The organism is Paraglaciecola aquimarina (assembly GCF_032464635.1).
GTDB lineage: Bacteria > Pseudomonadota > Gammaproteobacteria > Enterobacterales > Alteromonadaceae > Paraglaciecola > Paraglaciecola aquimarina.
In genome coordinates, this window is the sequence record NZ_JAWDIO010000002.1 from 3,519,016 (window position 1) to 3,543,969 (window position 24,954).

The 24,954-nt window shown below is 41.7% G+C and carries 16 protein-coding genes and 7 pseudogenes; 15 read left to right on the plus strand and 8 right to left on the minus strand.

The window, feature by feature from the left end; translation table 11 throughout:
- Positions 1-3: 3 nt before the first annotated feature.
- From tpiA to rlmE, 5 genes and pseudogenes are all read right to left on the minus strand, one after another.
- Positions 4-750, minus strand: coding sequence for a triose-phosphate isomerase (tpiA, locus tag RS130_RS17465; RefSeq protein ID WP_316026992.1), 747 nt, complete (start codon positions 748-750; stop codon positions 4-6).
- A gap of 99 nt (positions 751-849) precedes the next feature.
- Positions 850-2,191: pseudogene (glmM, locus tag RS130_RS17470) on the minus strand (phosphoglucosamine mutase).
- Positions 2,188-3,022 (minus strand): annotated as a pseudogene (gene folP / locus RS130_RS17475) (dihydropteroate synthase). The pseudogenes glmM and folP overlap by 4 nt, the downstream one beginning before the upstream one ends.
- A 98-nt stretch (positions 3,023-3,120) precedes the next feature.
- Positions 3,121-5,079: an ATP-dependent zinc metalloprotease FtsH gene (gene ftsH, locus RS130_RS17480; RefSeq protein WP_487369322.1), complete on the minus strand. Its 1,959-nt coding sequence runs from the start codon at positions 5,077-5,079 to the stop codon at positions 3,121-3,123.
- A gap of 83 nt (positions 5,080-5,162) precedes the next feature.
- Positions 5,163-5,791: pseudogene (rlmE, locus tag RS130_RS17485) on the minus strand (23S rRNA (uridine(2552)-2'-O)-methyltransferase RlmE).
- Between the two features lie 95 nt (positions 5,792-5,886).
- On the opposite strand from rlmE, the gene yhbY reads away from it, so the two are divergent.
- Complete coding sequence (gene yhbY / locus RS130_RS17490) at positions 5,887-6,183, plus strand: ribosome assembly RNA-binding protein YhbY (protein ID WP_316026994.1); 297 nt, start codon at positions 5,887-5,889, stop codon at positions 6,181-6,183.
- 74 nt (positions 6,184-6,257) lie between these two features.
- On the opposite strand, the gene RS130_RS17495 is transcribed toward yhbY, so the two are convergent.
- Both RS130_RS17495 and RS130_RS17500 read right to left on the minus strand, forming a co-directional pair.
- Positions 6,258-6,749, minus strand: a complete 492-nt coding sequence (locus tag RS130_RS17495) for an FKBP-type peptidyl-prolyl cis-trans isomerase (RefSeq protein WP_316026995.1) — start codon at positions 6,747-6,749, stop codon at positions 6,258-6,260.
- 77 nt (positions 6,750-6,826) lie between these two features.
- Positions 6,827-9,215 (minus strand): annotated as a pseudogene (locus tag RS130_RS17500) (Lon protease family protein).
- A gap of 281 nt (positions 9,216-9,496) precedes the next feature.
- Between RS130_RS17500 and leuS the strand changes: the two are divergent.
- The 14 genes and pseudogenes from leuS (at position 9,497) to lipA (ending at position 23,401) form a co-directional block, all read left to right on the plus strand.
- Positions 9,497-12,098, plus strand: a pseudogene (leuS, locus tag RS130_RS17505) (leucine--tRNA ligase).
- A complete protein-coding gene (locus RS130_RS17510; RefSeq protein WP_316026996.1) occupies positions 12,085-12,639 on the plus strand; it encodes an LPS-assembly lipoprotein LptE in 555 nt (184 codons plus the stop codon). Before leuS ends, RS130_RS17510 begins: the two are co-directional and overlap by 14 nt.
- Positions 12,639-13,679, plus strand: coding sequence for a DNA polymerase III subunit delta (gene holA / locus RS130_RS17515; RefSeq protein ID WP_316026997.1), 1,041 nt, complete (start codon positions 12,639-12,641; stop codon positions 13,677-13,679). The genes RS130_RS17510 and holA overlap by 1 nt, the downstream gene beginning before the upstream one ends.
- A 12-nt stretch (positions 13,680-13,691) precedes the next feature.
- Positions 13,692-14,357 (plus strand): nicotinate-nucleotide adenylyltransferase, encoded by a 666-nt coding sequence (nadD, locus tag RS130_RS17520; RefSeq protein WP_316026998.1) that lies wholly within the window; start codon positions 13,692-13,694, stop codon positions 14,355-14,357.
- Positions 14,358-14,402: 45 nt separating this feature from the next.
- A complete protein-coding gene (gene rsfS / locus RS130_RS17525) occupies positions 14,403-14,720 on the plus strand; it encodes a ribosome silencing factor (protein WP_316026999.1) in 318 nt (105 codons plus the stop codon).
- 21 nt (positions 14,721-14,741) lie between these two features.
- A complete protein-coding gene (rlmH, locus tag RS130_RS17530; RefSeq protein WP_316027000.1) occupies positions 14,742-15,212 on the plus strand; it encodes a 23S rRNA (pseudouridine(1915)-N(3))-methyltransferase RlmH in 471 nt (156 codons plus the stop codon).
- A 2-nt stretch (positions 15,213-15,214) separates the two neighbouring features.
- Positions 15,215-17,155 (plus strand): annotated as a pseudogene (gene mrdA / locus RS130_RS17535) (penicillin-binding protein 2).
- Positions 17,142-18,260 (plus strand): rod shape-determining protein RodA, encoded by a 1,119-nt coding sequence (gene rodA / locus RS130_RS17540; protein ID WP_316027001.1) that lies wholly within the window; start codon positions 17,142-17,144, stop codon positions 18,258-18,260. The pseudogene mrdA and the gene rodA overlap by 14 nt, the downstream one beginning before the upstream one ends.
- 40 nt (positions 18,261-18,300) lie before the next feature.
- Positions 18,301-19,272, plus strand: a complete 972-nt coding sequence (gene mltB / locus RS130_RS17545) for a lytic murein transglycosylase B (RefSeq protein WP_316027002.1) — start codon at positions 18,301-18,303, stop codon at positions 19,270-19,272.
- Positions 19,273-19,284: 12 nt separating this feature from the next.
- The gene (locus tag RS130_RS17550) at positions 19,285-20,088 is read left to right on the plus strand and encodes a septal ring lytic transglycosylase RlpA family protein (RefSeq protein WP_316027003.1); all 804 of its coding nucleotides are present in this window, start codon (positions 19,285-19,287) and stop codon (positions 20,086-20,088) included.
- 179 nt (positions 20,089-20,267) lie between these two features.
- A complete protein-coding gene (locus tag RS130_RS17555) occupies positions 20,268-21,440 on the plus strand; it encodes a serine hydrolase (protein WP_316027004.1) in 1,173 nt (390 codons plus the stop codon).
- A 22-nt stretch (positions 21,441-21,462) separates the two neighbouring features.
- A pseudogene (ybeD, locus tag RS130_RS17560) lies at positions 21,463-21,725 on the plus strand (DUF493 family protein YbeD).
- Between the two features lie 124 nt (positions 21,726-21,849).
- Entirely contained in the window at positions 21,850-22,434 is a 585-nt protein-coding gene (lipB, locus tag RS130_RS17565) for a lipoyl(octanoyl) transferase LipB (RefSeq protein WP_428982865.1), read from the plus strand.
- Positions 22,427-23,401: a lipoyl synthase gene (gene lipA, locus RS130_RS17570; protein ID WP_316027006.1), complete on the plus strand. Its 975-nt coding sequence runs from the start codon at positions 22,427-22,429 to the stop codon at positions 23,399-23,401. Before lipB ends, lipA begins: the two co-directional genes overlap by 8 nt.
- Positions 23,402-23,476: 75 nt before the next feature.
- Here the strand turns inward: lipA and RS130_RS17575 are convergent, their stop codons facing one another.
- On the minus strand, positions 23,477-24,934 hold the full coding sequence (locus RS130_RS17575) for a phosphohexomutase domain-containing protein (RefSeq protein WP_316027007.1): 1,458 nt from the start codon (positions 24,932-24,934) through the stop codon (positions 23,477-23,479).
- Between the last annotated feature and the right edge of the window lie 20 nt (positions 24,935-24,954).

Sequence of the window (24,954 nt, forward strand, 5' to 3'; positions counted from 1 at the left end):
CCTCTATAGATTTGCAGCTAAGCAAATACTTAAAAAATCTTCGGGGTTTAAACTTGCACCACCAATTAAACCACCATCTACATCTGCCTGAGAAAATAATTCTTTGGCATTGCTTCCTTTTACACTACCGCCATACAAAATAGTTGTACCAGCCGCAATGTTTGAATCTAAATTTGCTAAATATCCACGAATAAAGCCATGAACATCTTGAGCCTGTGCCGGGCTAGCAGTTTTACCTGTGCCTATCGCCCATATAGGTTCGTAGGCTAGTACTATATTTGCAAAGGCTGAAATTCCAACCAAAGTCACCACTGCATCTAATTGCTTAGTTAAATACTCAAATACAGTACCTGCATCTCTTACTGACTCTGGCTCCCCCACACATAAAATAGGGGTTAAACCAGCGGCCAATATTTTTTCTACCTTCAATGCAACCACTTCATCAGACTCAAAGTTATCTTCACGTCTTTCAGAGTGACCAACAATTACGTATTGGCAACCTAAGTCTTTGACTATGGATACTGATAGTTCACCAGTGTGTGCTCCCGAGTCAAATTGACTAACATTCTGCGCCCCTAATGGGGTTTTTGAATCAAACAAACCTAAATATGCAGCGGGAGGACAAATTGCCCAATCCATATTCGCTAAACTTGCTTGACTAAATTGTGATTGTATTTTTTCAACCAACGACCTATCGCCGTTCATTTTCCAATTCCCAACCACTAATGACCTACGTTTATTTGCTTGCATTGAATATTCCTATTGGCATCAATAAAAAAGCGCGCGAGATATTAACCAACCCAGCGCGATTATACAAGTGGCATAAGCCAATTATACTTTGAGTTTTAACTATTCGTTCACTTTACGAACAGCATCGGCAATATATTCAGCCCAAGTGCTCGAATCCTTAGGGTCATTTGCTTCAACCATCACTCTGATCAGTGGCTCTGTACCACTCTTTCGCAATAAAACGCGACCTTTATTGCCTAATGCAGTTTCAGCCTTTACCACTGCGCGTTGAACACTGTCATCTTCTAGGGGTTGCTTTCCGTCAGTAAACCTAACATTAATTAACGTCTGTGGGTATTTGGTCATCCCCTGAGCATAATTCATGTAGGGTCATTTCGGCATTTAGCATAGCAGCTAATACCTGTAAACCTGCGACAATACCATCACCGGTGGACGCCGCAGCCAAATTTAATACATGACCCGACCCCTCGCCACCAATCGACCAACCTTTTTGTTTCAATAGTTCCATTACATATCTGTCGCCAACTTGACTACGCACAAAAGGAACACCTAACGTCCCTAAGGCCACTTCAAGGCCCAAGTTGCTCATTACCGTACCAACCACACCACCTTTCAATTGACCAGACTTTAACGCATCTCGAGCAATAATATAAACAATCTGGTCACCGTCAATCTCGTTACCTTTATGGTCGACCAACATAATCCTGTCACCGTCACCATCCAAGGCAAAGCCCAGGTCTGCTTTATGCTGTAACACACTATCGGTCACTGCCTTCATCGAGGTAGCACCAACATTTTTGTTGATATTCAAGCCATTGGGTTGGGTACCAATTTCTATCACGTCGGCACCCAATTCTCGTAAGACGTCTGGAGCAATATGGTACGTCGCGCCATGGGCACAATCGACAACAATTTTTAAGCCTTTCAAAGACAAGTCTGACGGGAAATTACCTTTACAAAACTCGATATAACGACCGGCGGCATCAGAAATTCGCGTGGCTTTACCTAATTTATCCGACGCCACGCATTCCATTTCAAGATCCAACTGGGCTTCAATAGCTTGTTCAATCTCGTCATCAAGCTTCATTCCGTCAGCCGAAAAGAACTTTATACCATTGTCGTAGTAAGGATTGTGAGAGGCACTAATCACGATGCCAGCTTCTGAACGAAAGGTCTTCGTTAAATAGGCAATAGCGGGGGTTGGCATAGGGCCCAGTAAACCTATATTAATACCGGCAGCCGACAGTCCCGCTTCTAGCGCCGATTCTAGCATGTAACCCGAGATTCGAGTGTCTTTGCCAATAAGTACTTTATTGGTACCTGCACCAGCTAATACCTTGCCAGCGGCCCAACCTAACTTCATAACAAATTCTGGATTAATTTTGTTTTCACCTACTTTTCCACGAATTCCATCGGTCCCAAAGTATTTTCTTTCGCTCATTCTAAATTCCTGTATTCCTTAACTAATGTTGTTATTTTAACAGCATCAACTGTCTCTTTAACATCATGCACTCGTAAAATTTTTGCACCGGCCAATACGGCTAGACTAACAGTGACCACACTCCCCGCTAATCGCTCGTTAACATCACGACCGAGTAAGTTACCAATCATGGATTTTCTAGAAGTACCAGACAAAATAGGTACGCCCAATTTGTTTAACTGATGCAGCTCTGCCAGAAGCTGATAATTATGCTCAAGGGTTTTGCCAAATCCAAAACCGGGATCCACTATTAATTGCTCGAATTTCATCCCTGCTTTGATACAAGTATCAATTCGTTGTTGTAAAAAGGTTGTCACCTCAGTGACCACATTTTCATATTTTGGATTGTGCTGCATGACTCTTGGTTGACCTTGCATATGCATTAAGCATACAGGCACATCAGCCATCACTGCAGCTTGTAAAGCGCCGTGCTCTTGCAAAGCACGCACATCATTGATTAACCCTGCGCCAGCCGTCACAGCTTCTTGCATCACTAACGCTTTACTCGTATCAATGGAGACAACAGTATCAAAACGCTGATTGATCGCTTCGATAATTGGTAAAACACGGTCGAGTTCCTGCTGTTGGTCGACATCTTCTGCGCCTAGCTCTGGTGGATTCGCCTCCTACATCTATAAAGTCAGCCCCATCGGACAACATAGACTCCACGTGCAGTAAGGCAGTATCGAAGTGTTTAAAGTGCCCGCCGTCTGAAAAAGAATCAGGCGTAACATTTAAAATTCCCATTATTTTAGGACTGGATAAATCAACAAATTTATCGTTAAACTGCATAAATGAAAAACATCCCTAAGCACAGTATATTCAACAAAAACCATAAAAAAACGCTTTGCTGGTTTACCAACAAAGCGTTTTCATTGTCATTGCTCAAATTAACTCGTTGCGTCACCCGGCTTACCTACATCAGGTGAGCTTGGCTTATCTTCTTTTTTAGGCTCTTGCTTATCTGCATCACCCGTTGCCTTAGCACCACCTGAAGGCTTATCTGAATCATCGGTTTTTCCGTCTCTAACCCACTCAGCAGGGAGGCGGACTTCTTTACGATCCATTAAATCATCAATCTGTTTCGCGTCAATGGTTTCATATTTCATCAAAGCGTCTTTCATCGCTTCTAAAATATCCATATTGTCTTTCAACAACGTTTCCGCTAACGCATAGTTGCGGTCGATTAGTAACCTAACTTCAGCATCGATATCACGCGCAGTTTCAGCAGATAACTGTGAAGGCGCTGCCCCCATAAACATTTCATTCTCGTCATCTTTGTAATTGATTGGTCCCATTTTCGGAGACAAGCCCCATTGCGTCACCATCTTACGAGCAATATCTGTCGCTCGCTCAATATCATTAGATGCCCCAGTTGTCACACCAGCCGCTCCTAGGGTGATTTCTTCGGCAATACGTCCGCCAAATAATGTCGCTATTCTAGATTCCAACTCTTCTCTTGAAGAACTGTACTTGTCTTGTTCTGGCAAATACATAGTCACACCCAATGCACGGCCACGAGGTATAATTGACACTTTATATACTGGATCATGTTTAGGTACTAAGCGACCAACAATGGCATGGCCCGCTTCATGATAAGCAGTGTTGGTTTTTTCTTCTTCAGACATCACCATGGTTTTGCGTTCGGAGCCCATCATTATTTTATCTTTGGCTTTATCAAACTCATCCATGCTAACTACACGTTTATCTGTTCGAGCAGCAAAAAGTGCCGCTTCGTTGACTAAGTTGGCTAAGTCAGCACCGGAAAACCCTGGCGTTCCACGCGCAATTACCGACGCCTCTACGTTATCGCCTAATGGCACCTTACGCATATGCACTTTAAGAATTTGTTCACGGCCACGAATATCAGGCAAACCTACCATCACTTGACGGTCAAAGCGCCCTGGACGCAACAATGCTGGATCAAGTACATCAGGACGGTTAGTTGCCGCTATTACAATGATGCCTTCATGCCCTTCAAAACCATCCATTTCAACCAACATTTGGTTCAAAGTCTGTTCACGCTCATCATGTCCACCGCCATGGCCTGCGCCACGTTTACGGCCAACAGCATCGATTTCGTCGATGAAGATAATACAAGGCGCTGATTTTTTAGCTTGGTCAAACATATCTCGTACGCGAGACGCCCCCACACCCACAAACATTTCAACAAAGTCTGAACCAGAAATACTAAAGAAAGGTACTTTCGCTTCACCGGCAATAGCTTTTGCCAACAACGTTTTACCTGTTCCTGGAGGGCCAACCATCAACACACCCTTAGGAATTTTACCGCCTAATTTTTGAAATTTACTGGGGTCACGTAAGAAATCGACTAATTCTGTCACATCTTCTTTTGCTTCATCACACCCGGCCACATCTGAAAATGTGGTTTTAATCTGATCTTCACCTAACAGACGGGCCTTACTTTTACCAAAAGACATAGCGCCTTTGCCGCCACCGCCTTGCATTTGACGCATGAAGAAAATCCATACACCAATTAATAGCAGCATAGGGAACCAAGAGATAAAGATAGACGTTAACAAAGATGACTCTTCTGGCTCTTTACCAAACACAGCAACATTGTTTTCGATCAATTGATCCATTAACTTCATGTCTAGATACGGCACAACAGTTGAAAACTGCTCACCATTTCGTTTAGTACCAACAATCTCACCAGTGTCTCTGTCTATTGTCGCTTGACTCACTACACCATTGTCAACGTCTTTCAAGAAACGGGTATAGTCGGTCGCGACCCTACTCGGTTCGTTGCTCGAAAAGTTTTGGAAAACTGACATCAATACGACGGCGATAACCAGCCATAAGATTAAATTTTTTGCCATGTCGCTCAAGTTGTTAAACCTCTATTGTTACTGCGAGTCAATTGACTCTTTGATTTGCGTTCAGCACTTCTTCGTGTAAAGAAGCCAGACTACTATAATTTATATCCTGTCGCTACCAGATATACTTCTCTAGATCGCGCTCTTGATGATTCAGGCTTACGAGTCTTAACCACTTTGAATGCTTTTTGTACTTCTTTAAAAAAGACATCAAAGCCTTCACCCATAAATACCTTAACCACAAAACATCCATTTTTCTTTAATACTTGATGGCACATGTCTAATGCTAATTCAACTAAATACATAGACTTCGCCTGATCTACTGCGTCATTGCCACTAAAGTTTGGTGCCATATCAGACATCACGACATCAACATTCTTACCGCCGATTTTATTTAACAATTCGTTCAGCACACTTTCTTCACGAAAATCGCCTTGTAAAAATGCAACACCCAACAATGGATCCATGGGTAAAATATCACAGGCAACCACTATCCCATCATCGCCGACAACTTTAGCCGCAAATTGCGACCACCCGCCTGGCGCGGCTCCTAAGTCAACTACCGTCATGGCCGGCTTGATGAGTTGATCTTTATTTTGAATTTCTTCAATCTTAAAACCGCTCGTGAGCGATAACCTTTCTTCTGTGCTTGCTGCACAAACTTGTCATCAAAATGCTCTTTTAGCCATCTCTGACTACTAACTGATTGTTTATTTTTACTCATTGAACAATATTGAAATTAGGAATAAATGTGAGATGGCGGTAGAATACTCGTTTTCAACCATATGTTATTAAATAAATTGTAAGAATAATTACACAATGAACTTATCAAACAAACAAAAGCAGCATCTAAAGGGTTTAGCCCACTCTTTAAAACCAGTAGTACAATTAGGTGGTAATGGCCTAACCGAAGGCGTTTTAGCTGAAATTGACTTGGCTATCAATCATCATGAGTTAATAAAAGTGAAAATACCTACTGATGATAGAGAAGAAAAGTCGTTAATCATAGACGCTATTGTCAGAGAAACCCAAGCAGTTAAAGTGCAGACTATTGGTCACATTTTAGTGATTTACAAACAAAGTGAGCAAAAGAAGATTGATTTACCTAAATCGTAATCAAGCCAGCCACTAGTCAAAAACATAAGCCAAATCATTAAATAATGATTTGGCTGTTGATCTAAGTGTCTAGCTTAGTGATGATGACCACCTACACCATGAGCATGTCCATGCTCTATTTCTTCATCAGTTGCGGCTCTGACACCTTCTACTTTTAAATTAAACTTCAATGTTTTCCCTGCCAGTGGGTGATTTGTATCAATAGTAGCCATAAATTTCCCCACCTTAACCAGCGTAACTTCTCGTTGGCCATGCTCGGTATTGATTGCGGCTACCATTCCGGGTTTCCACTTAGGTTTTTTATCTCTGCTTAACAAATATTTCACTGCTACTCTTTGTTCACTATCAGGCTGAATTTCACCATAGGTTTCAGCGGCTTCTAGCTCCACTTCTACTTCATCACCTTTGCTCATCGATTCAAGAGATTTTTCTATACCTGGCATCATATTATTGTAACCATGTAAATAAGCCACGGCTTCTTCACCAAAATTGCTTTCCAGTACGTTGCCATCTAACTCTTCAATTTTATAATGAAATTGCACCACTGTGCCTTTATAAATTTGCATATTCTCGCCTAACTAGGTTCTATTTTTAATGTTGTCGCTAAAGTCTAGCAGAATCAAAAAGTGTGGGGCACACAAATTTACTCTTCATCAGCACCGTGGACGATGTTTGCAATATTTAACAAACTGGAAACTGCCATATAGTTGATAGAGTTTTTAGGGTAGCGCCCTTTACTATTTAATGTACCGACTTCCTTATCCATTAATATTTCCAACGCTTGGTCAACGGTTTCCACTACACAAATTTTAAATTGCCCAGCTTTCACTGCCGCAATAACATCTTTATCTAGCATCAGGTTTACCTGATTAGACTTTGGAATTATCACCCCTTGACTCCCCGTTAAGCCTCTATGCTCACAAAGCTTAAAGAAGCCTTCAATTTTTTCATTTACGCCACCTACAGACTGCACTTGCCCATATTGATTAATAGAGCCGGTGATGGCTAAATCCTGCCTAGCTGGAATTTTAGTGAGTGCCGAGATAAGTGCGATAAGTTCGGCTAACGACGCACTATCTCCGTCAATATGTCCATAAGATTGTTCAATGGCAATATTCGCAGAAAGGGTTAAAGGAAATAACTGCGCGTACTTGTAACCTAGATATCCGGTTAGTAACATGACCCCTTTGGAGTGAATAGACTGTCCTAGCTCAACTTCACGCTCAATATCGATTACCCCATTAGAGCCTGCATAGACAGTTGAGGTAATTCTAGCAGGCGTACCAAACATGCAATCCCCTACTTCTAAAACGGTTAAACCATTTACTTTACCTACATCTACGCCTTCGGTAGCAATAAGAATTTGCCCCTGCTTGATATCGTCCAATACGGCTTCACTTACTCGCCCAGTTCTGTAGGTTTTTGCATGTAATGCACTTTCAATATGACCGACATCCAACTCGACTTGGTGCTGTTTCTTGCAAAAGTAATCGGCTTCATGTAGCAATTCAATCACATCAGAAAACCTGACTGATAAACGCTGTTGGTGCTCTGCTAAGCGCAAACTATATTCTACTAAGCGGTACATGGCTTTTGCCGATATTCCCTGTAAGCCAAAGCTCTTTACTTGACTTCTGACTCTACCTACAAAATCGAATAGCGTCTTTTTGTCTAATGGGATCTCATGATCGAAATCTACAAGTACTCGAAACAATTCATAAAATTCGTCATCGTAATCTTGCAATGTATAATACAAGTCACGGGACCCCAGCAACACAACTTTAATATCAATAGGAATTTGTTGCGGATTCAGTGTAATTGAATTTACCATCCCGACCTCATGTTGCGGTAAATCCATTTTTAAAGAGCCAAACTTAAGAACCAGCTTAAGTGTTTCCCACACGTAAGGTTGCTCAATCACTTTGTCCATATCCAATAACAAATATCCGCCATTAGCTTTGTGAATTGCCCCAGGTACGAATCATTCTATAGTTAGTAAAAACCGAGCCTTGAATATTGGTATATTCAACCCTACCGAATAAACTCTGGTGAGTCGGATTCGCTTCATAAACCACAGGCGAGCCACTGTTAACTTTATGGGAGACCAATATATTTGGTAAATATTGCTCTTCCAAAATTGAGCGCTTGTCGTATTCATCTTCTTTACTGTCTTTTTTATCGCCGGCTAATATTTCCACTACTGTTTCAACCAGATGAGGCTTAAGTTGGCGTAAAAATTTTAGGATCGCTAAATCAGCACTGTACATATGCTCTAGATTTTTAAGTAATGGCTTGATCCCCTGTTCGGCCGTATCTTTTTTGAGTTGGCGTAACTTTTCTGCCGTTGCCCTCTTCCACTTGGGCAATTCAATTAATGCCTCACTCAACACATCTTCCAAATCGCCAATTAACAAATAGTAAGCTTGACGTTTTTCTTCTGGGAATTGTGCAAAGTCTTCATCATTTATTGATTTACCGTTAACAATAGGTGAAAAAGAAATGGTTCCATCATCTTCATATAAGGCAATATTATTTTTTTGAGCTTGCAATTCGACGTTCTCGATGGCTTTGTCGTACTGCTGTTCAAATTCCCGAGTAATGGCCGCCTTTTTTCGCTGATAGCCAGGATTGTCAAAGGCCGCAGGAAAAGTATCCAACAACTCGTCGATTAGAATCGTTAAATCTTTGCATAATTTTTTACTTTCGCCTGCCGACAGTCTCAGTGAATATGGTTCGCGCTCGTCGTCAAAATTATTGATGTAACACCAATCATCGGGCGTAATGGTTTTGTTTACATATTTAGCAATAAATTCATGCACTAACGTAAAGCGACCAGTGGCTTGTTCACCCATCACATACAGGTTGTAGCCTTTAGATTTTATGCCTAATCCAAACGACAACGCATCACGAGCCCGATCTTGCCCAATAAATGTAGCTTCTAATGCCAAATCATCTTTCAATGCTTGATTGATCAACCTTCTACTCGGTTTAGCTATTAATTGTTGAAGATCTAAAACATATTTACTTTGCATAGGAGATTCAGGCACCGCATTGGGAAAAGGCAATTGATAAATAGTGAAACCCGTAAACATGATGCTGTCAAACAGATCGTTATTTCTGCGGCTTAATCGTCTATTTTTCAGGCAATTTAAGGATAATACATAGCTAATAATTAAAAACTTTTGATTAAGCCTGATAAATAACACTTTAGCTATTGTTTGCAACAACAGGCCTAAGGTATTCTAGCGAGCTAATTTTTATAGTAATACTCATGGTCTTAGACCTCATTACACTAGTCACGGAAATCTTTTTAATGGCCGAAAAACAGTATCAACCTCAAGCAATAGAACAAGAGGTTCAAGCCTATTGGGAAACCCAGCAAACTTTCAAGGCAACAGAACAAGAAGACAAAGAAAAATTCTACTGTTTGTCTATGTTTCCTTACCCAAGTGGTCGACTACATATGGGTCACGTGCGTAATTACACCATTGGCGATGTAATTAGTCGTTATCAGCGCATGCTAGGAAAAAACGTTTTACAACCAATGGGTTGGGATGCTTTTGGGCTGCCCGCTGAAAATGCAGCTATTAATAACAATACGGCCCCAGCGAATTGGACGTACTCTAACATTGACTACATGAAAACCCAGTTAAAGTCTTTAGGCTTTGGTTATGACTGGGATCGAGAAATTGCCACTTGTAAGCAAGATTATTACCGTTGGGAACAGTGGTTCTTTACTCGTTTGTACGAAAAAGGCTTGGTTTATAAAAAGAATGCCACGGTGAATTGGGATCCTATTGATCACACCGTTTTAGCCAACGAACAGGTTATTGATGGACGCGGCTGGCGTTCTGGCGCATTAGTTGAACAGAAAGAAATCCCTCAGTGGTTTATCAAGATTACTGACTATGCTGAAGAGTTAGTGACCGATCTTGAACAACTAGAAGAATGGCCTGAACAAGTTCGGGCGATGCAGAAAAACTGGATAGGACGTTCTGAAGGGGTAGAGATTACCTTTGATTTAGCCGAAACCGTAGCGGGACAGTCTGACTTTGACGTTTACACTACCCGCCCAGATACATTATTTGGTGTTACCTACGTGGCTGTTGCCGCCCAACATCCTATCGCACTAGAAGCGGCCAAAACAAATGCCGAGTTAGCGGCTTTTGTAGAAGAATGCAAGAATACTAAAGTCGCCGAAGCCGAACTAGCCACTATGGAAAAGAAAGGCTGTGCCACTGGTTACTACGCCATTCACCCACTTACCGGTGATAAAGTCCCAGTATGGGTAGCGAACTTTGTGCTGATGGGCTATGGCTCTGGGGCTGTCATGTCAGTACCTTAGTCACGATCAGCGTGACTGGGAATTTGCCACAAAATATTCTTTGGATATTAAACAAGTGATTACCTCTGACGACAGTTCAGGGGGTATCGATCTGAGTCAAGCCGCTTATACCGAAAAAGGAACGCTGGTAAATTCAGCTGAATACAATGGGCTAGACTTTAGTCAAGCGTTTGAAGCCATTGCAGCAAAACTTGAATCACTGAATAAAGGAAAAAAGAAGGTTAACTATCGTCTACGTGATTGGGGTGTTTCACGTCAACGATACTGGGGTACGCCTATTCCGATGTTGAACCTAGAAAACGGTGAATCGGTGCCTGTACCCAGTGACCAACTGCCGGTTGAACTGCCAGAAGATGTTCAAATGAATGGGGTCATTTCACCGATAAAAGCCGATCCAGAATGGGCAAAAACTGAATTCGACGGTCAACCAGCACTAAGAGAAACCGATACATTTGACACCTTTATGGAATCGTCTTGGTATTACGCTCGTTACTGTAGTGCTCAAAATGACCAAGCTATGTTAGATCCAGCCCAAGCGAACTACTGGTTGCCAGTTGACCAATATGTGGGGGGCATCGAACACGCCATATTGCATTTATTGTATTCTCGTTTCTTCCATAAACTATTGCGTGATGAAGGCTTAGTTCAATCTGATGAACCATACAAGCGCTTATTATGCCAAGGCATGGTGTTGGCCGATTCATTTTATCGTGAAGACGAGAACGGCAAACAAACCTGGTACTCGCCTGCAGATGTTATCAGCGAAAAAGATGATAAGGGCCGTATCATTAAATCGACCCTTGCAGCCGACGGTGAAGCTGTTATTCATGGTGGCATGACTAAAATGTCTAAGTCGAAGAATAACGGTATAGATCCACAACAAGTCATTAACCAATACGGGGCAGACACTATCCGCGTATTCACTATGTTTGCCGCTCCGCCAGAGCAAACCCTTGAATGGATCGATTCTGGAGTTGAGGGTGCACACAGATTTGTTAAACGTTTATGGACCTTGGTACAAGAACATATTGAATGCGGTGAAATTGCAGACTTAGACAAGTCGTCCTTGTCCTCATCTCAAAAAACCTTGCGTCGCGTGATCCACAAAACCATTGAAAAAGTTAGTGACGATGTGGGTCGTCGCCAAACTTTTAATACCGCTATTGCCGCCACTATGGAACTATTGAATCATTTGCAAAAAGCGCCTCAAGATTCGGCTCAAGATTTAGCCGTTCTTCGTGAAGGGATTAATACAATAGTGTTGTTACTTGCGCCTATCGCGCCGCATATATGTCATGTTATGTGGAAAGACTTAGGACATAGTACAGAAGTTGAAACGGCACGTTGGCCTGTCGCTGAAGCAGCCGCTATGGTCGAAGACGAAAAGTTAATTATTGTGCAAGTGAATGGCAAAGTAAGGGCCAAGATTACTGTTGCCGCTGACGCCTCAAAAGAACAAGTTGAAGGGTTAGCCTTAGACGAACACAATGTGCAACAACACACAGATGGTAAAACAATACGCAAAGTAATTTATGTAGCAGGAAAATTACTGAACATTGTGGCCAACTAACGTGATGTCTCAGCCATTTAGCCTGTTAACCTTACTTGTCACTAGCTTGCTAGTGACAAGTTGTGGTTTTAAATTACGCGGTGATTATAGTCTGCCCTCTGGGATCGAAGAGTTACACGTTTTGTCAGCGACAAAAAATGCCCCCTTGCAACGTACTTTAACCAGTCAATTGAAAGGCTTTGATATACAAATTGTGACTGACATTACCAACAAACACATTCCAACCGAGCAAATTGATGCTCAAATATTCATCCAATCGGAAAACCTAGAAAGACGACTGCTGTCTTTATTTTCCACCGGACAGGTGGCTGAATATGAATTGGTTTACACCATTAATTACTACATTCAGTTTCCTAATGAAGAAGCGATTCCTATCGAATTTGATGTAACCCGTGAATATCAAGATGATCCCGATGCGGTATTGGCAAAATCTCGAGAGCTCGATCTGGTTTATAGTGAAATGCGTCAACAAGCTGCCGATAGAATAATTCGTCAATTATCCAGCTCCTACAACGTTTGGCTACAAACTAAAGGCTACTGATGCAGGTTTACCCTAATCGTTTTAGTTTACAACATGATTCACCACTTAAACCATTTTATATGGTGTTTGGTGATGAACCTCAACAAAAGCTTGAATGTTTAGAAATCATCCGAAAAACCGCCCAAAAACAAGGATTTGATGAGAGGCAATCTTTGGTCGTAGACAACCAATTCAGCTGGGATACCTTAGTTGAAGCAAGCCAAACTATGTCTCTGTTTTCTAACAAACAAATTATCGAATTAGAACTACCTACAGGTAAGCCCGGCGCAGAAGGCAGTAAAATATTATCAAGCATTGCCCAGCAACCCAATACAGACGTGTTAATCGTTATACATGGAGGGAAAGTTGGTAAAGATGTACAAAATACCAAGTGGTTCAAAGCGATTGATATGCACGCTATTTATATTCCTTGTTACCCCCTAGAAGGCAATGCGTTACATCAATGGGTAGGCCAACAAATGCAACAAGCCGGCATGCAACATGACCCACAAATTGCGCAGTTACTGGTAGATTACTGTGAAGGAAACTTGCTGGCTGCCAAACAAGAAATACAGAAACTCATCTTACTCTACCCACAGGGCAACCCTACAATAAAAGAAGTTGAGCAGGCAGTAGTCGATCAATCTCGATTCACTGTCTTTCACTTAATCGATGTTATTTTGTCGGGAGATAGTCAAAAAGCAGTAAAAATGCTGTATCGCTTGGAAAGCGAAGGAGTGGAACCCAATATAGTATTATGGGCCTTAACCCGCGAGTGGCAAACATTAGAAGCATTATTATTTGAACAGCAACACACTAATAATATTAATTGGAACCGACATCGTATTTGGAAAAATCGACAGGGTTTGTATCAGTCTGCGTTACGCAGATTATCACCACAAAATTTACAACAAATACAAGTCAAGTTAAGTGAGTTTGATAGGGCAATTAAACAATCGCAAGTGCTACGGCCTTACGTTGAATTGTGTCATCTTTGTTTATTGTTTATTCCATTTGCGTTAGAAAATATTGCCTTAGATTATGCGTTGTTAGAGCAATAGGCCAATCATAATATGCTCAGAGCCCCATTAGGAATTTTTGGTGGAACATTTGATCCGATTCACTCAGGTCATATTTATCCAACGATACAAGCTGCTAAGCTCACCCAGATCGAAAAAATAGCCATGATCCCCTGCTATATTCCGACCCACAAAAGTTCCGCTTCGGTAACCAGTCAACACCGACTGAACATGATTGAATTGGTATGCCAACAACACGATATTTTTTATGCCGATGCCAGAGACATAAACCGAGGTGTGCCAACTTATAGTGTTGACACTCTGAACGAGTTACGGGCAGAGCGACCAAACACGCCATTGTGTTTTTTCATTGGCACGGATTCGTTAGTCAATTTATTCACTTGGCATAAGTGGCAAGAAATTCTATCCCTATGTCATTTTGTTGTCTGTCATCGACACAATGATGAACCCACGACAGTCGCGCAAGATTCAGCGCTGCAAGCAATATTGGCAAAACACCAAACCAGTCAGTATCTAGATCTTCATACAAAATTGGCTGGGCATATATTTATCGCCGATACAGAAAGGCTCACCGTGTCTTCTAGTCAATTGCGAGAGCAACTTAAGATGAATACAAAAGTAGAAAAATTCATACCTTCTAACGTTTTAAATTATATTCATCAGCATAAGCTCTACCAGCCAAGTGACGATCTCTGTTAAACTAAACAATATTATTCACAAATAAAACGTAGCATGGGGAAATCTTTGGACCAACAACAATTAACACGCTTTGCAGTAGAAAAAATTGATGACCTAAAAGGTCGTGATATCGTTCAACTTGATGTATCAGCAAAATCATCCGTAACCGATACGTTAATTATTTGTTCTGGCAATTCTAAACGTCACGTTATTTCAATTGCAGAAAACTTAGTGGTAGAAGCCAAAAAGTCAGATTCAGCGCCACTCAGTATCGAAGGCAAAGAAGATGGCGATTGGGTACTAGTCGATCTTGGCGATGTGGTCGTTCACGTTATGCAAGATGAAGCCAGAGATTTTTATCAATTGGAAAAGCTCTGGGGTTAACTCAGTCGATTTATCATTACAGTGAAAATCCAAATTATTGCCGTAGGCATAAAAATGCCTGCTTGGGTAGAACAAGGCTTTAACGAATATTGCCGACGCTTTCCAAATGATATGCCTTTATCCTTGACCGAAATTCCTGCTGGAAAACGGGGTAAGAATGCAGATATTAAGCGCATTTTGCAAAAAGAAGGTGAACTGACTTTAGCTGCGATCCCCAAGGGAAATAGAATTGTCACCCTAGAAGTGACTGGCGCGCCATGGGATACCCCAAAGTTAGCCAAGACAATGGAAAACTGGCAAATGGACGGTAGGGATGTAAGTTTGTTAATTGGCGGGCCGGAAGGGCTTGCACCTGAATGTATCAAACAATCAGAACAAAAGTGGTCACTGTCGAGTCTAACCCTTCCTCACCCTTTAGTGCGAGTTATAGTGGCTGAAAGTCTATATAGAGCATGGTCAATCAATAATAATCATCCTTATCATAGAGAATAGTTTTGCGTTCACCCAGATTACTTATTAAAGACCATACTGCAGAGGCGAACTTATTTGCTCGTCGCGCTGTCATCGGCCTACTTAGTGTATTCATAATGATCGGTATGGTGCTGAGCAATTTGTATTATTTACAATTTACTCGCTTCGAAGACTATCAAACTCGCTCCAACGGTAACCGGATAAAAATACTACCAGTTGCCCCAAATAGAGGGCTAATTTATGATCGAAATGGTGTATTACTGGCGGAGAATAGACCGGTATTTAGCTTACAAGTAGTACCTGAAGAAACCCCTGATCTTGAGCAAACGATCGAAGGGCTACAGCAGCTATTAAATATTGATAAGGATGATATTGAAGACTTCCACAAAGATAGAAAACGCATTCGACGATTTAAGCCCGTCACCTTACTAAATAGGCTGAACCAAGAAGAGGTAGCTTTATTCGCTGCCCACCAACATAAGTATCCCGGTGTATCGGTAGAAGCCAGTGCTAGCTAGGTATTATCCCTATAAAGCCGCCCTCACCCACGTATTAGGTTACGTTGCAAAAATTGACAAGAAAGACTTGCAGAAGTTAACGGAAGCCGGCTTTGAAGACAATTATGCCGCAACCTATGATATAGGAAAGCGAGGCATAGAAAAATATCATGAAGAATTATTGCACGGTAAAGTAGGTTATCAAGAAGTTGAAGTAAATAATCAGGGACGCATTGTGCGCACCTTAAACTTCAGCCCACCAATTCTTACCAAGACATCGTTTTAAACATAGATGTAGAATTACAATTAGAAGCGGAAAAACAATTCGCTGGCCAGCGAGGGACTGTGGTGGCTATGGATCCAGTAGATGGCGGAATTTTGGCCCTGTACAGCAGCCCTAGTTATGATCCCAATTTGTTTGTACATGGCATCAGTAGTAAAAATTATAAAAAGTTACTCACTTCTTCTCGTCCATTATTTAATCGTGCGACACAAGGTCAATACCCTCCAGCGTCAACGGTAAAGCCGTTACTCGCCTTAGTTGGCCTTGAAGAAAAAGTGATTACCCCCGAGTCAAGAATTTATGATAACGGTAAATACAAACTAAAAAATGTATCGCGGGTATGGCGCGATCATAATATTTGGGGGCACGGCTGGGTAAATGTAACCAAAGCAATTGAAGTGTCATGTGATATTTACTTTTATGATATGGCGTATAAGTTGGGTATTGACCGTATCAGTGAAGGCATGTATGACTTTGGTTTTGGCGATTACACCGGAATAGATTTACATGAAGAAGCCGATGGCTTTATGCCAAACCGAGGATCGGTTCGAGCTCAATATAATCGAGCTTGGTACCATGGCGATACCATCAATTTAGGTATTGGCCAAAGTTATTGGACCGCAACACCAATACAGCTAGTACAGTCTGTAGCGACATTGGTGAACAAAGGTAGACGAATTATTCCGCAAATCATTCGGGGCCAAATGGTCGACAATGAGGTTATTAAAGAGCCAATCAAAGAACGTCGGCCACTAGACATTAAAGATGAACACAACTGGGATGTAGTGTTAGATGCCATGTATGGCACCGTAAACAGAAAAGGATCTGCCCGAAAAGCGTTCGTCGGAGCCAATTATATCTCGGCTGGAAAAACAGGTACCGCGCAGCTCGTGACCATTGCCCAAGACGAAAAATATGATGCATCGAAGTTATCTAAAGAAAACCATGATAACGCCATGTATGTAGGCTATGCACCTTACGACAAACCGCAAATATCAATCACAATAGTGCTTGAAAATGCAGGGCACGGTGGCGCTCAAGCGGCGCCAATTGCACGAAAAATTATGGATAACTTCTTTAAAGACCAAACTTTTCCTGAACACCAAGTGATTGAATCTTTAGATCCAAACGCTACACCCGATACGACAGCACAACTTAACCGGACATTACATGCTGCGCACTAAACTTAGCCCAAACTCCCGTTCCTTGCTCAATAGAATTCACTGCGATGGCCCTTTGTTGCTTGGTCTTATAGTATTGATGGCTGTGGGCCTTGTCACCATATATTCCGCCGGTGGCCAAGATATGCAATTGATTTTACGGCAAGTTATTCGACTAGGCATAGCGTTGGGCGTAATGCTGCTTGTGGCACAAGTACCTACTCTCACCTATCAAAAGCTATCTATCTATTTTTATGGCATTGGCATCGCAATGTTAGTCGCGGTTTTGGTAATTGGCGTATCTAGTAAAGGCGCACAGCGTTGGCTAGACTTGGGCGTTTTTCGCTTCCAACCATCCGAGATCATGAAGCTCGCCGTTCCTATGATGGTCGCTTGGTATATCAGTCGTTTTAATTTACCGCCAAAGTTGTTACATATTTTAGGCGGATTTGGCCTGGTTGTCGCACCCACATTATTAATCGCCAAACAACCGGATTTAGGCACCTCATTGCTCATTGCTAGCTCTGGAGTATTTGCTTTATTTTTGGCAGGAATGAGTTGGCGCTTAATTTTATTTATTGTGGCCGCTGCCTCAGCATTTACCCCCGTTATGTGGATATTCTTAATGAAAGAATATCAAAAACAGCGGGTATTGACCTTTCTAAACCCAGAAAGCGATCCTTTAGGGTCTGGCTATCATATTATCCAATCAAAGATAGCTATAGGCTCTGGTGGTCAAGATGGAAAAGGTTGGTTGCAAGGAACGCAGTCTCAATTGGAATTTTTACCAGAACGACACACAGATTTCATTTTTGCGGTATTTAGTGAAGAGTTTGGTTTTTGGGGAGTCGCGGGACTTCTGGCAATTTACGCTTTTATTGTGATGCGTGGTATGTTGATTTCGATCAAAGCGCAAGATGCATTTAGTAAAATACTAGGCGGCAGTATCACCCTGACATTTTTTGTTTATGTATTTGTAAACATGGGCATGGTGTCGGGAATATTACCTGTTGTGGGTGTGCCTTTGCCCTTAGTTAGCTATGGTGGTACCTCTATGGTAACCCTACTCGCCGGTTTTGGTATTTTAATGGCGATCAGCACTCAAAAACGTATTATGTCCCGAGAATAAAAAGTAAGTTACACGATCGCTGCAATTAATTGAGGAAACTATGAAGTTAGTGTCATTTATAAGTGTTATGTTTTTGTCATTTTCCGTATCAGCAGCACAGTCGTCTCCCGCTGAGTTACAACAACAGTTTATTGAGACTATGGTTACCAAACATAACTTTGATCGAGACTTTGTCAGTCAAACCATAGCTAAATCAAAGGTTAACCATAAGATCTTAAGCGCTATTGCCAAGCCCTGGGAAGCGAAACCATGGCATCAGTACTATCCCATATTTTTAACTGAAAAACGCCTAAATAAAGGCCTAGCGTTCTGGCAGAAGCATAAGCAAACCTTGCTAAAGGCCGAGCGTGAAACCGGTGTGCCGGCACAAATAATAGTGGCTATTATCGGAGTTGAAACTTTCTACGGCACCTATACCGGCAACTATTCGGTATTAGACGCATTAACCACACTTGGTTTTCATTATCCACCCAGAGCGACGTTTTTTAGAAGTGAATTAGCGCAGTTATTTTTATTAGCGCGAGAAGAAAATTTCGATATTACTGCATTAAAAGGCTCATATGCCGGTGCTATGGGTTGGGGGCAGTTCATTTCTTCTAGCTATCGCCACTATGCTGTTGATTTTGACGGCGATGGCGTGCGAGATTTACTTAACAACCCAGTAGATGCAATCGGTAGCGTGGCCAATTACTTTAAAAAACATGGCTGGAAAGCGGGCCAAGATATTGCGTACCAAGCTGAAGTTAGTGGCAACCAGTACACAAAATTACTTAGTAAATCGTTAAAATACAAACATACATGGCAACAACTCGAAAATGCTGGGGTGCAAATCCCCCATCAAAATATTAACGCTCAGCAAAGCGTTAAGCTTTTGGCCTTTGAGCAAGTAAATAACCAAGAGTATTGGCTCGGATTGCCTAACTTTTATGTGATCACCCGTTATAACCATAGCCCACTCTATGCCATGGCTGTATTCCAGTTTAGTCAACAGTTAAAGCAAGCAATGAACTGATCAAGCATGACTATGCGCGACCTTACCCACCCTCTTGTTATTATTTTACTGTGCACTGGCCTGTTGTCTTGTGCACCAAAAGGCCGTTATCACCAGCATCATGACTCTGCGCCCAAAGTCGTTCCTCATGATGTTACACAAGAAGATGCCATCCCGCGATTCGAACCTTATGCTCGTGCCAACATGAAGCCTTATACCATACGAGGAGTGAATTACACCCCTCTTAAAACAGGGTTAGGTTATAGTGATTCTGGCAAAGCCAGTTGGTATGGTGAGAAATTTCATGGTCACCAAACCGCCAACGGTGAAATTTATGATATGTATCAAATGTCAGCGGCGCACAAGACCTTACCGTTACCTTCGTTTGCTAGGATCACAAACTTAGACAACGGTAAACAAGTTGTCGTTAGAGTTAACGATAGAGGCCCGTTTCACATCCGTCGCATTGTCGATCTTTCCTATGCCGCCGCTCAGAAACTAGACGTTATTGCAACAGGCACAGCTAACGTAAAGTTAGACGTGATACATGTATCCGAAACGGGAGAGATTACCATTGGTAATCAGAAAAAATTAATAGCTGCCTCGCCTTCCCCCATTACCTATATACAGGTTTTGGCACTCAAAAATAAAAAGAAGTTAGTAGAAATAGGCGAGAAACTGCAACGTCAGTACAACCTTCCCTATCGTGTACTGTTTGCCAATAATATCCATAAATTGCAGCTAGGCCCTTTATCCACAAAGAACAATACCGCCAGCTTATTGCGAGATTTAAAAAAACAGCACTATCCCAACGCTTATCCCATTTATAAAAAGTAAACTTTACGCTTTCCTAGTGGTCTTAAAGTTTTGAAACAATTAAAAATGGCAAGCGCCTATTTTTTTTATTTGCTGGCAGTAATTTAAAGCGTGAAGTGCTATATTAGCGCCCAGAATTGAGTAGTTAGTCACTACACATAACCCCATAATTTAAAAGAATTTGTCAATACGGTAGTTAAATGTTTAACCCAAAAAAATATATCTGTGCAATTGTAAGTAGCGTAGCGCTTGGTGTCTGCGTTTTTTCAGCCTCTGCTGCGGTCGTTATTCCTCCCGCCCCAAGCGTTTCTGCCAAAGGTTTTGTGCTCATGGATTACCAAACTGGTAATGTTATTGCCGAGCAAAACGCCGACATTCAAATACCGCCGGCTAGTCTCACTAAAATGATGACCAGTTATGTTATTGGTCAAGAAATTGCGAACGGCAATATAAAAGAAACGGATTTAGTTACTATCTCGGAAAACGCTTGGAGCAAAAATTTCCCTGATTCATCAAAAATGTTTATCGAAGTAGGCAAGCAAGTTTCAGTAGCTGACTTGAATCGCGGCATTATTATCCAATCAGGAAATGATGCTTGTGTGGCGATGGCTGAACACATTGCCGGTAGTGAAGAAGCATTTGCCAGCATGATGAATATGCATGCAGAAAAACTTGGTATGACCTCTACACATTTTGTCAATAGCCATGGGCTACATGACGCAGATCACTATACCACTGCACGAGACATGGGGCTTTTGGCTGCTGCTTTGGTAAGAGATGTACCAGCGGAGTATGCCATTTATTCAGAAAAAGAATTTACCTACAATGACATTAAACAATATAACCGTAACGGTTTGCTGTGGGATAAAAGTCTGAATGTTGATGGCATTAAAACAGGCCACACTTCAGATGCGGGATACAGCTTAATAACATCTGCGACCCAAGGTGACATGCGCTTAATCTCTGTTGTGATGGGCACCGAAAGTGAACGAGCCCGTAAAACCGAGAACAAAAAATTACTAAAATATGGATTCCGTTTCTACGAAACCATCACACCGTATAAAGCGGGTGATAGCTTTGTATCCCACCGTATTTTTATGGGCGATAAGGAAACCGTCGATTTAGGTATTTTACAAGATACACCTATCAATATTCCAAGAGGCTTAAGTAAAAAACTTGAAGCTAATTTTGAATTAGATAAAAAACTAGAAGCCCCAATTGCCAAAGGTGCTGTAGTCGGTAAGTTGTTTTTGCAAATAGAGGGTGAAGACGTCGCTGAATATCCATTGGTTACTTTGCAAGAAGTCAATGAAGGTGGGTTTATTGATCGAATGACCGATTTTGTAAAATTAAAACTGGGTTTTGAAAACTAAAAGTACTAGGTATTGTAAAAGAATGAAAACACGTTTTGACGAATTATTAGAATTCCCATGTCATCAAACATTTAAAATTATGGGGTTAGCCCATGAACGCTTGACTGATGACGTTGTATCTTGTTTACAACGTCATTCTCCAGGGATTATTCACCTACGTTAAAGCCAAGTTCAAAAGGAAACTATCATTCTTTATCTGTCAGTGTCAGGGTGACGAGCAAAGAGCATATGGAAACCATTTATAAAGAAGTGGCTAAATTAGAATTAGTAAGAGTTGTGTTGTAATCCCTTACCAATAATTAAATACCTTTAATTGAATCAATATCATACTTTGACACTATCAACAGCCCCTCCCACTATTATTGTTAGGCAGTTAGGACGTAAACCCTACCTGCCAATATGGCAAGCCATGCAAGACTTTACCAACAGTCGTACCCCACAAAGTCCTGACGAAATTTGGTTGGTCGAACATGACCCAGTATTTACCCAAGGGCAAGCTGGAAAAGCCGAACATGTATTAATGCCCGGTGATATTCCAGTTGTTCAAGTCGACCGGGGCGGTCAAGTAACGTATCATGGCCCTGGTCAACAAATGGTATATGTGCTGCTCAATTTAAAACGCCATAAATTAGGGGTAAGACAATTGGTCTCCGCTTTAGAGCAGTGTATTGTCGATACGTTAAAAGACTACAATATTAACGCCTACCCTAAGGCAGATGCTCCTAGTGTATATGTCGACCATAAGAAAGTATGCTCAATTGGATTGCGGATCCGCAAAGGGTGTTCATTTCACGGTTTGGCACTTAATGTCGATATGGACTTAACTCCATTTCAACGTATTAACCCTTGTGGTTACGCAGGGTTAGAAATGATAGATTGCGCCACACTTGGCGGCCCTAGTACTTTGGCTGAAGCCAGTAATAAATTAATCGAATATTTGTGTACCTCAATTGAGGCCGCACAATCTGAATGTAAAGAAGGCTTTAATGACTAATCAGCGACCTCAAGCCGGAGTTAAACTTCGGGATGACGAGAAAGTTAAACACATCCCTATTACTATTATCCCTACCGAAAAGGCCGAAATGCTGCGCAAGCCTGAGTGGATAAAAATACGTTTACCTCGAACAACCGATCGGATTGACCATATTAAACAGACCTTACGCAAGAATAATTTGCACTCTGTCTGTGAAGAAGCTAGCTGTCCAAACTTAGCTGAGTGTTTTAACCACGGTACGGCAACCTTTATGATCTTAGGTGATATCTGTACACGGCGATGCCCATTTTGCGATGTAGCTCACGGTAAACCTTTACCTCCTAGTGCCGAAGAGCCAGAGAAACTTGCCAAAACAATTGCGGAAATGAAACTAAAATATGTGGTTATAACCTCAGTCGACCGTGATGATCTGCGCGACGGCGGGGCTCAGCACTTTGTTGACTGCATTAGTGCCATCCGTGAACATAGCCCGAGTACTAAAATAGAAGTACTCGTCCCTGATTTTCGCGGTCGTATGGACAGAGCGTTAGAAATACTAAAACAAAGTCCACCCGACGTGTTTAATCACAATTTAGAAACAATCCCTAGCCTGTATCGAGAATGTCGCCCTGGTGCCAATTACCAATGGTCATTAGATCTTCTAAAGAAATTTAAACAGCAACATCCAGATATTCCTACCAAATCTGGATTGATGATGGGCATGGGTGAAAATAAAGATGAAATCACTGAAGTTTTGAAAGATTTACGCGCACACAATGTAGAAATGTTAACCCTTGGCCAATACTTACAACCAAGTAAACACCACTACCCTCTTAAACGTTATGTGCACCCAGATGAATTTAATGAATTGGATGCTATAGCCAAAGAACTTGGCTTTACCCATGCAGCTTGTGGACCTATGGTTCGCTCAAGTTATCATGCCGATAAACAGGCCGCAGGTGAAGATATTGGCAAATTCACGCCCTAAATTACAGGTGTTGTGAATTTATCCTTTTCCAAAAAACGCCTAGCTTTTGCTAGGCGTTTTGCTTTAAATCCTAATCTAACCTGAGTTCTGGTTAAGTAAAGATAATAACTCTTCGGTTTTTGCTTGCATTAAGGCAATGTCACCTTTGGACTCTACGTTTAGCCGAACCACAGGCTCAGTATTAGATTTACGTAAATTAAAGCGCCATGTATCAAACTCTAGGCCAATACCATCGGTGTGATCGACTACCGTTGCTTGTGGCTCATATTTTTCCAATATAGTTTTAATAGACGCATCAGGATCGGCCAGTGTGCTGTTTATTTCTCCTGACGAAGGAAAGGCAGCTATGCGCTCTTTCACCAATTGAGACAAGGCTTTATTGGTGGTGCATAGCAATTCCGCTACAAGTAACCATGGGATCATGCCTGAATCACAATAAGCAAAATCGCGAAAATAATGGTGCGCACTCATTTCACCACCATACACAGCATCATCTGCGCGCATACGCTCTTTAATAAAGGCGTGCCCTGTTTTACTCTTAATAGGCACTCCACCAGCAGAGCTGACTATGTCTTCTGTGTTCCAGTAAACTCTCGGATCATAAATAATTTTAGCCCCGGGATCTTTATCTAGAAAGGCCTTAGCTAACAAACCAACAATATAATATCCTTCAACAAACTCACCGGTTTCGTCAAATAAGAAACAGCGGTCAAAATCACCGTCCCATGCTATCCCCATATCAGCCTTGTTCGCGATAACCGCATTGGCGGTATCTGCTCTGCTTTCAGGTAAAAGTGGATTCGGAATACCATTTGGAAAACTACCGTCAGGGGTATGGTGAACTTTAATAAATTCAATTGGTATATTCTGGCGAATAAGAGCTGTCTCAATGGCGTCTAAGGCACTACCTGCGGCACCATTTCCAGCATTTACCACTAACTTTAAAGGCTTAAAATTAGCCAAATCCACATAACAAAGCATATGTTCTACGTACGCTTGCATATTATCGATTTGTTTGTAGGCCCCTGTTTGTGAGAGCTTATCCCTAACAATTGAAGCTTTTCCCTGAATAAAGTCCGTGGTAGAAACTAGTTCATGGGCATAATGTACTAATCTGCTTTGCACTACCTCATCAGAGTAAGTCTCAGCCAAATCTCGAATAGCAAATAACCCTGAGTCTCCACTGACAGGTTTTGAATCAGTTTTAACCAATTTCATGCCATTGTAGTCAATAGGATTATGGCTAGCAGTAACTTCAATTCCGCCGTCGACCCCTAAGAATTTAGTGGCAAAATAGATTTCCTCGGTACCTGTCATGCCTAAATCGGTCACGCTGGCACCACCGTCAATTAATCCGGCACTCAACGCTAACTTCAGTGGCTCAGAAGTAAGCCTTACATCGCCTCCCACTACGACTGTTTTAGCCTGCATATACTCAGCAAACGCTCTGCCTACTCGATAAGCGACAGCTTCATCCAATTGCTCAATTAATTTGCCACGTATGTCATAGGCCTTAAAACAAGTGATTTTCATAAATTTAATCCAATCCTAAG

Excerpts from the sequence above, each read along its gene's own strand:
- RS130_RS17575 (WP_316027007.1), bottom strand. The coding sequence starts at position 24,934 with ATGAAAATCACTTGTTTTAAGGCCTATGACATACGTGGCAAATTAATT.
- RS130_RS17555 (WP_316027004.1), top strand. The coding sequence starts at position 20,268 with ATGTTTAACCCAAAAAAATATATCTGTGCAATTGTAAGTAGCGTAGCG.
- tpiA (WP_316026992.1), bottom strand. The coding sequence starts at position 750 with ATGCAAGCAAATAAACGTAGGTCATTAGTGGTTGGGAATTGGAAAATG.
- yhbY (WP_316026994.1), top strand. The coding sequence starts at position 5,887 with ATGAACTTATCAAACAAACAAAAGCAGCATCTAAAGGGTTTAGCCCAC.
- RS130_RS17550 (WP_316027003.1), top strand. The coding sequence starts at position 19,285 with ATGCGCGACCTTACCCACCCTCTTGTTATTATTTTACTGTGCACTGGC.
- mltB (WP_316027002.1), top strand. The coding sequence starts at position 18,301 with ATGAAGTTAGTGTCATTTATAAGTGTTATGTTTTTGTCATTTTCCGTA.
- lipB (WP_428982865.1), top strand. The coding sequence starts at position 21,850 with ATGCAAGACTTTACCAACAGTCGTACCCCACAAAGTCCTGACGAAATT.
- lipA (WP_316027006.1), top strand. The coding sequence starts at position 22,427 with ATGACTAATCAGCGACCTCAAGCCGGAGTTAAACTTCGGGATGACGAG.
- RS130_RS17495 (WP_316026995.1), bottom strand. The coding sequence starts at position 6,749 with ATGCAAATTTATAAAGGCACAGTGGTGCAATTTCATTATAAAATTGAA.
- rodA (WP_316027001.1), top strand. The coding sequence starts at position 17,142 with ATGCTGCGCACTAAACTTAGCCCAAACTCCCGTTCCTTGCTCAATAGA.
- holA (WP_316026997.1), top strand. The coding sequence starts at position 12,639 with ATGCAGGTTTACCCTAATCGTTTTAGTTTACAACATGATTCACCACTT.
- nadD (WP_316026998.1), top strand. The coding sequence starts at position 13,692 with ATGCTCAGAGCCCCATTAGGAATTTTTGGTGGAACATTTGATCCGATT.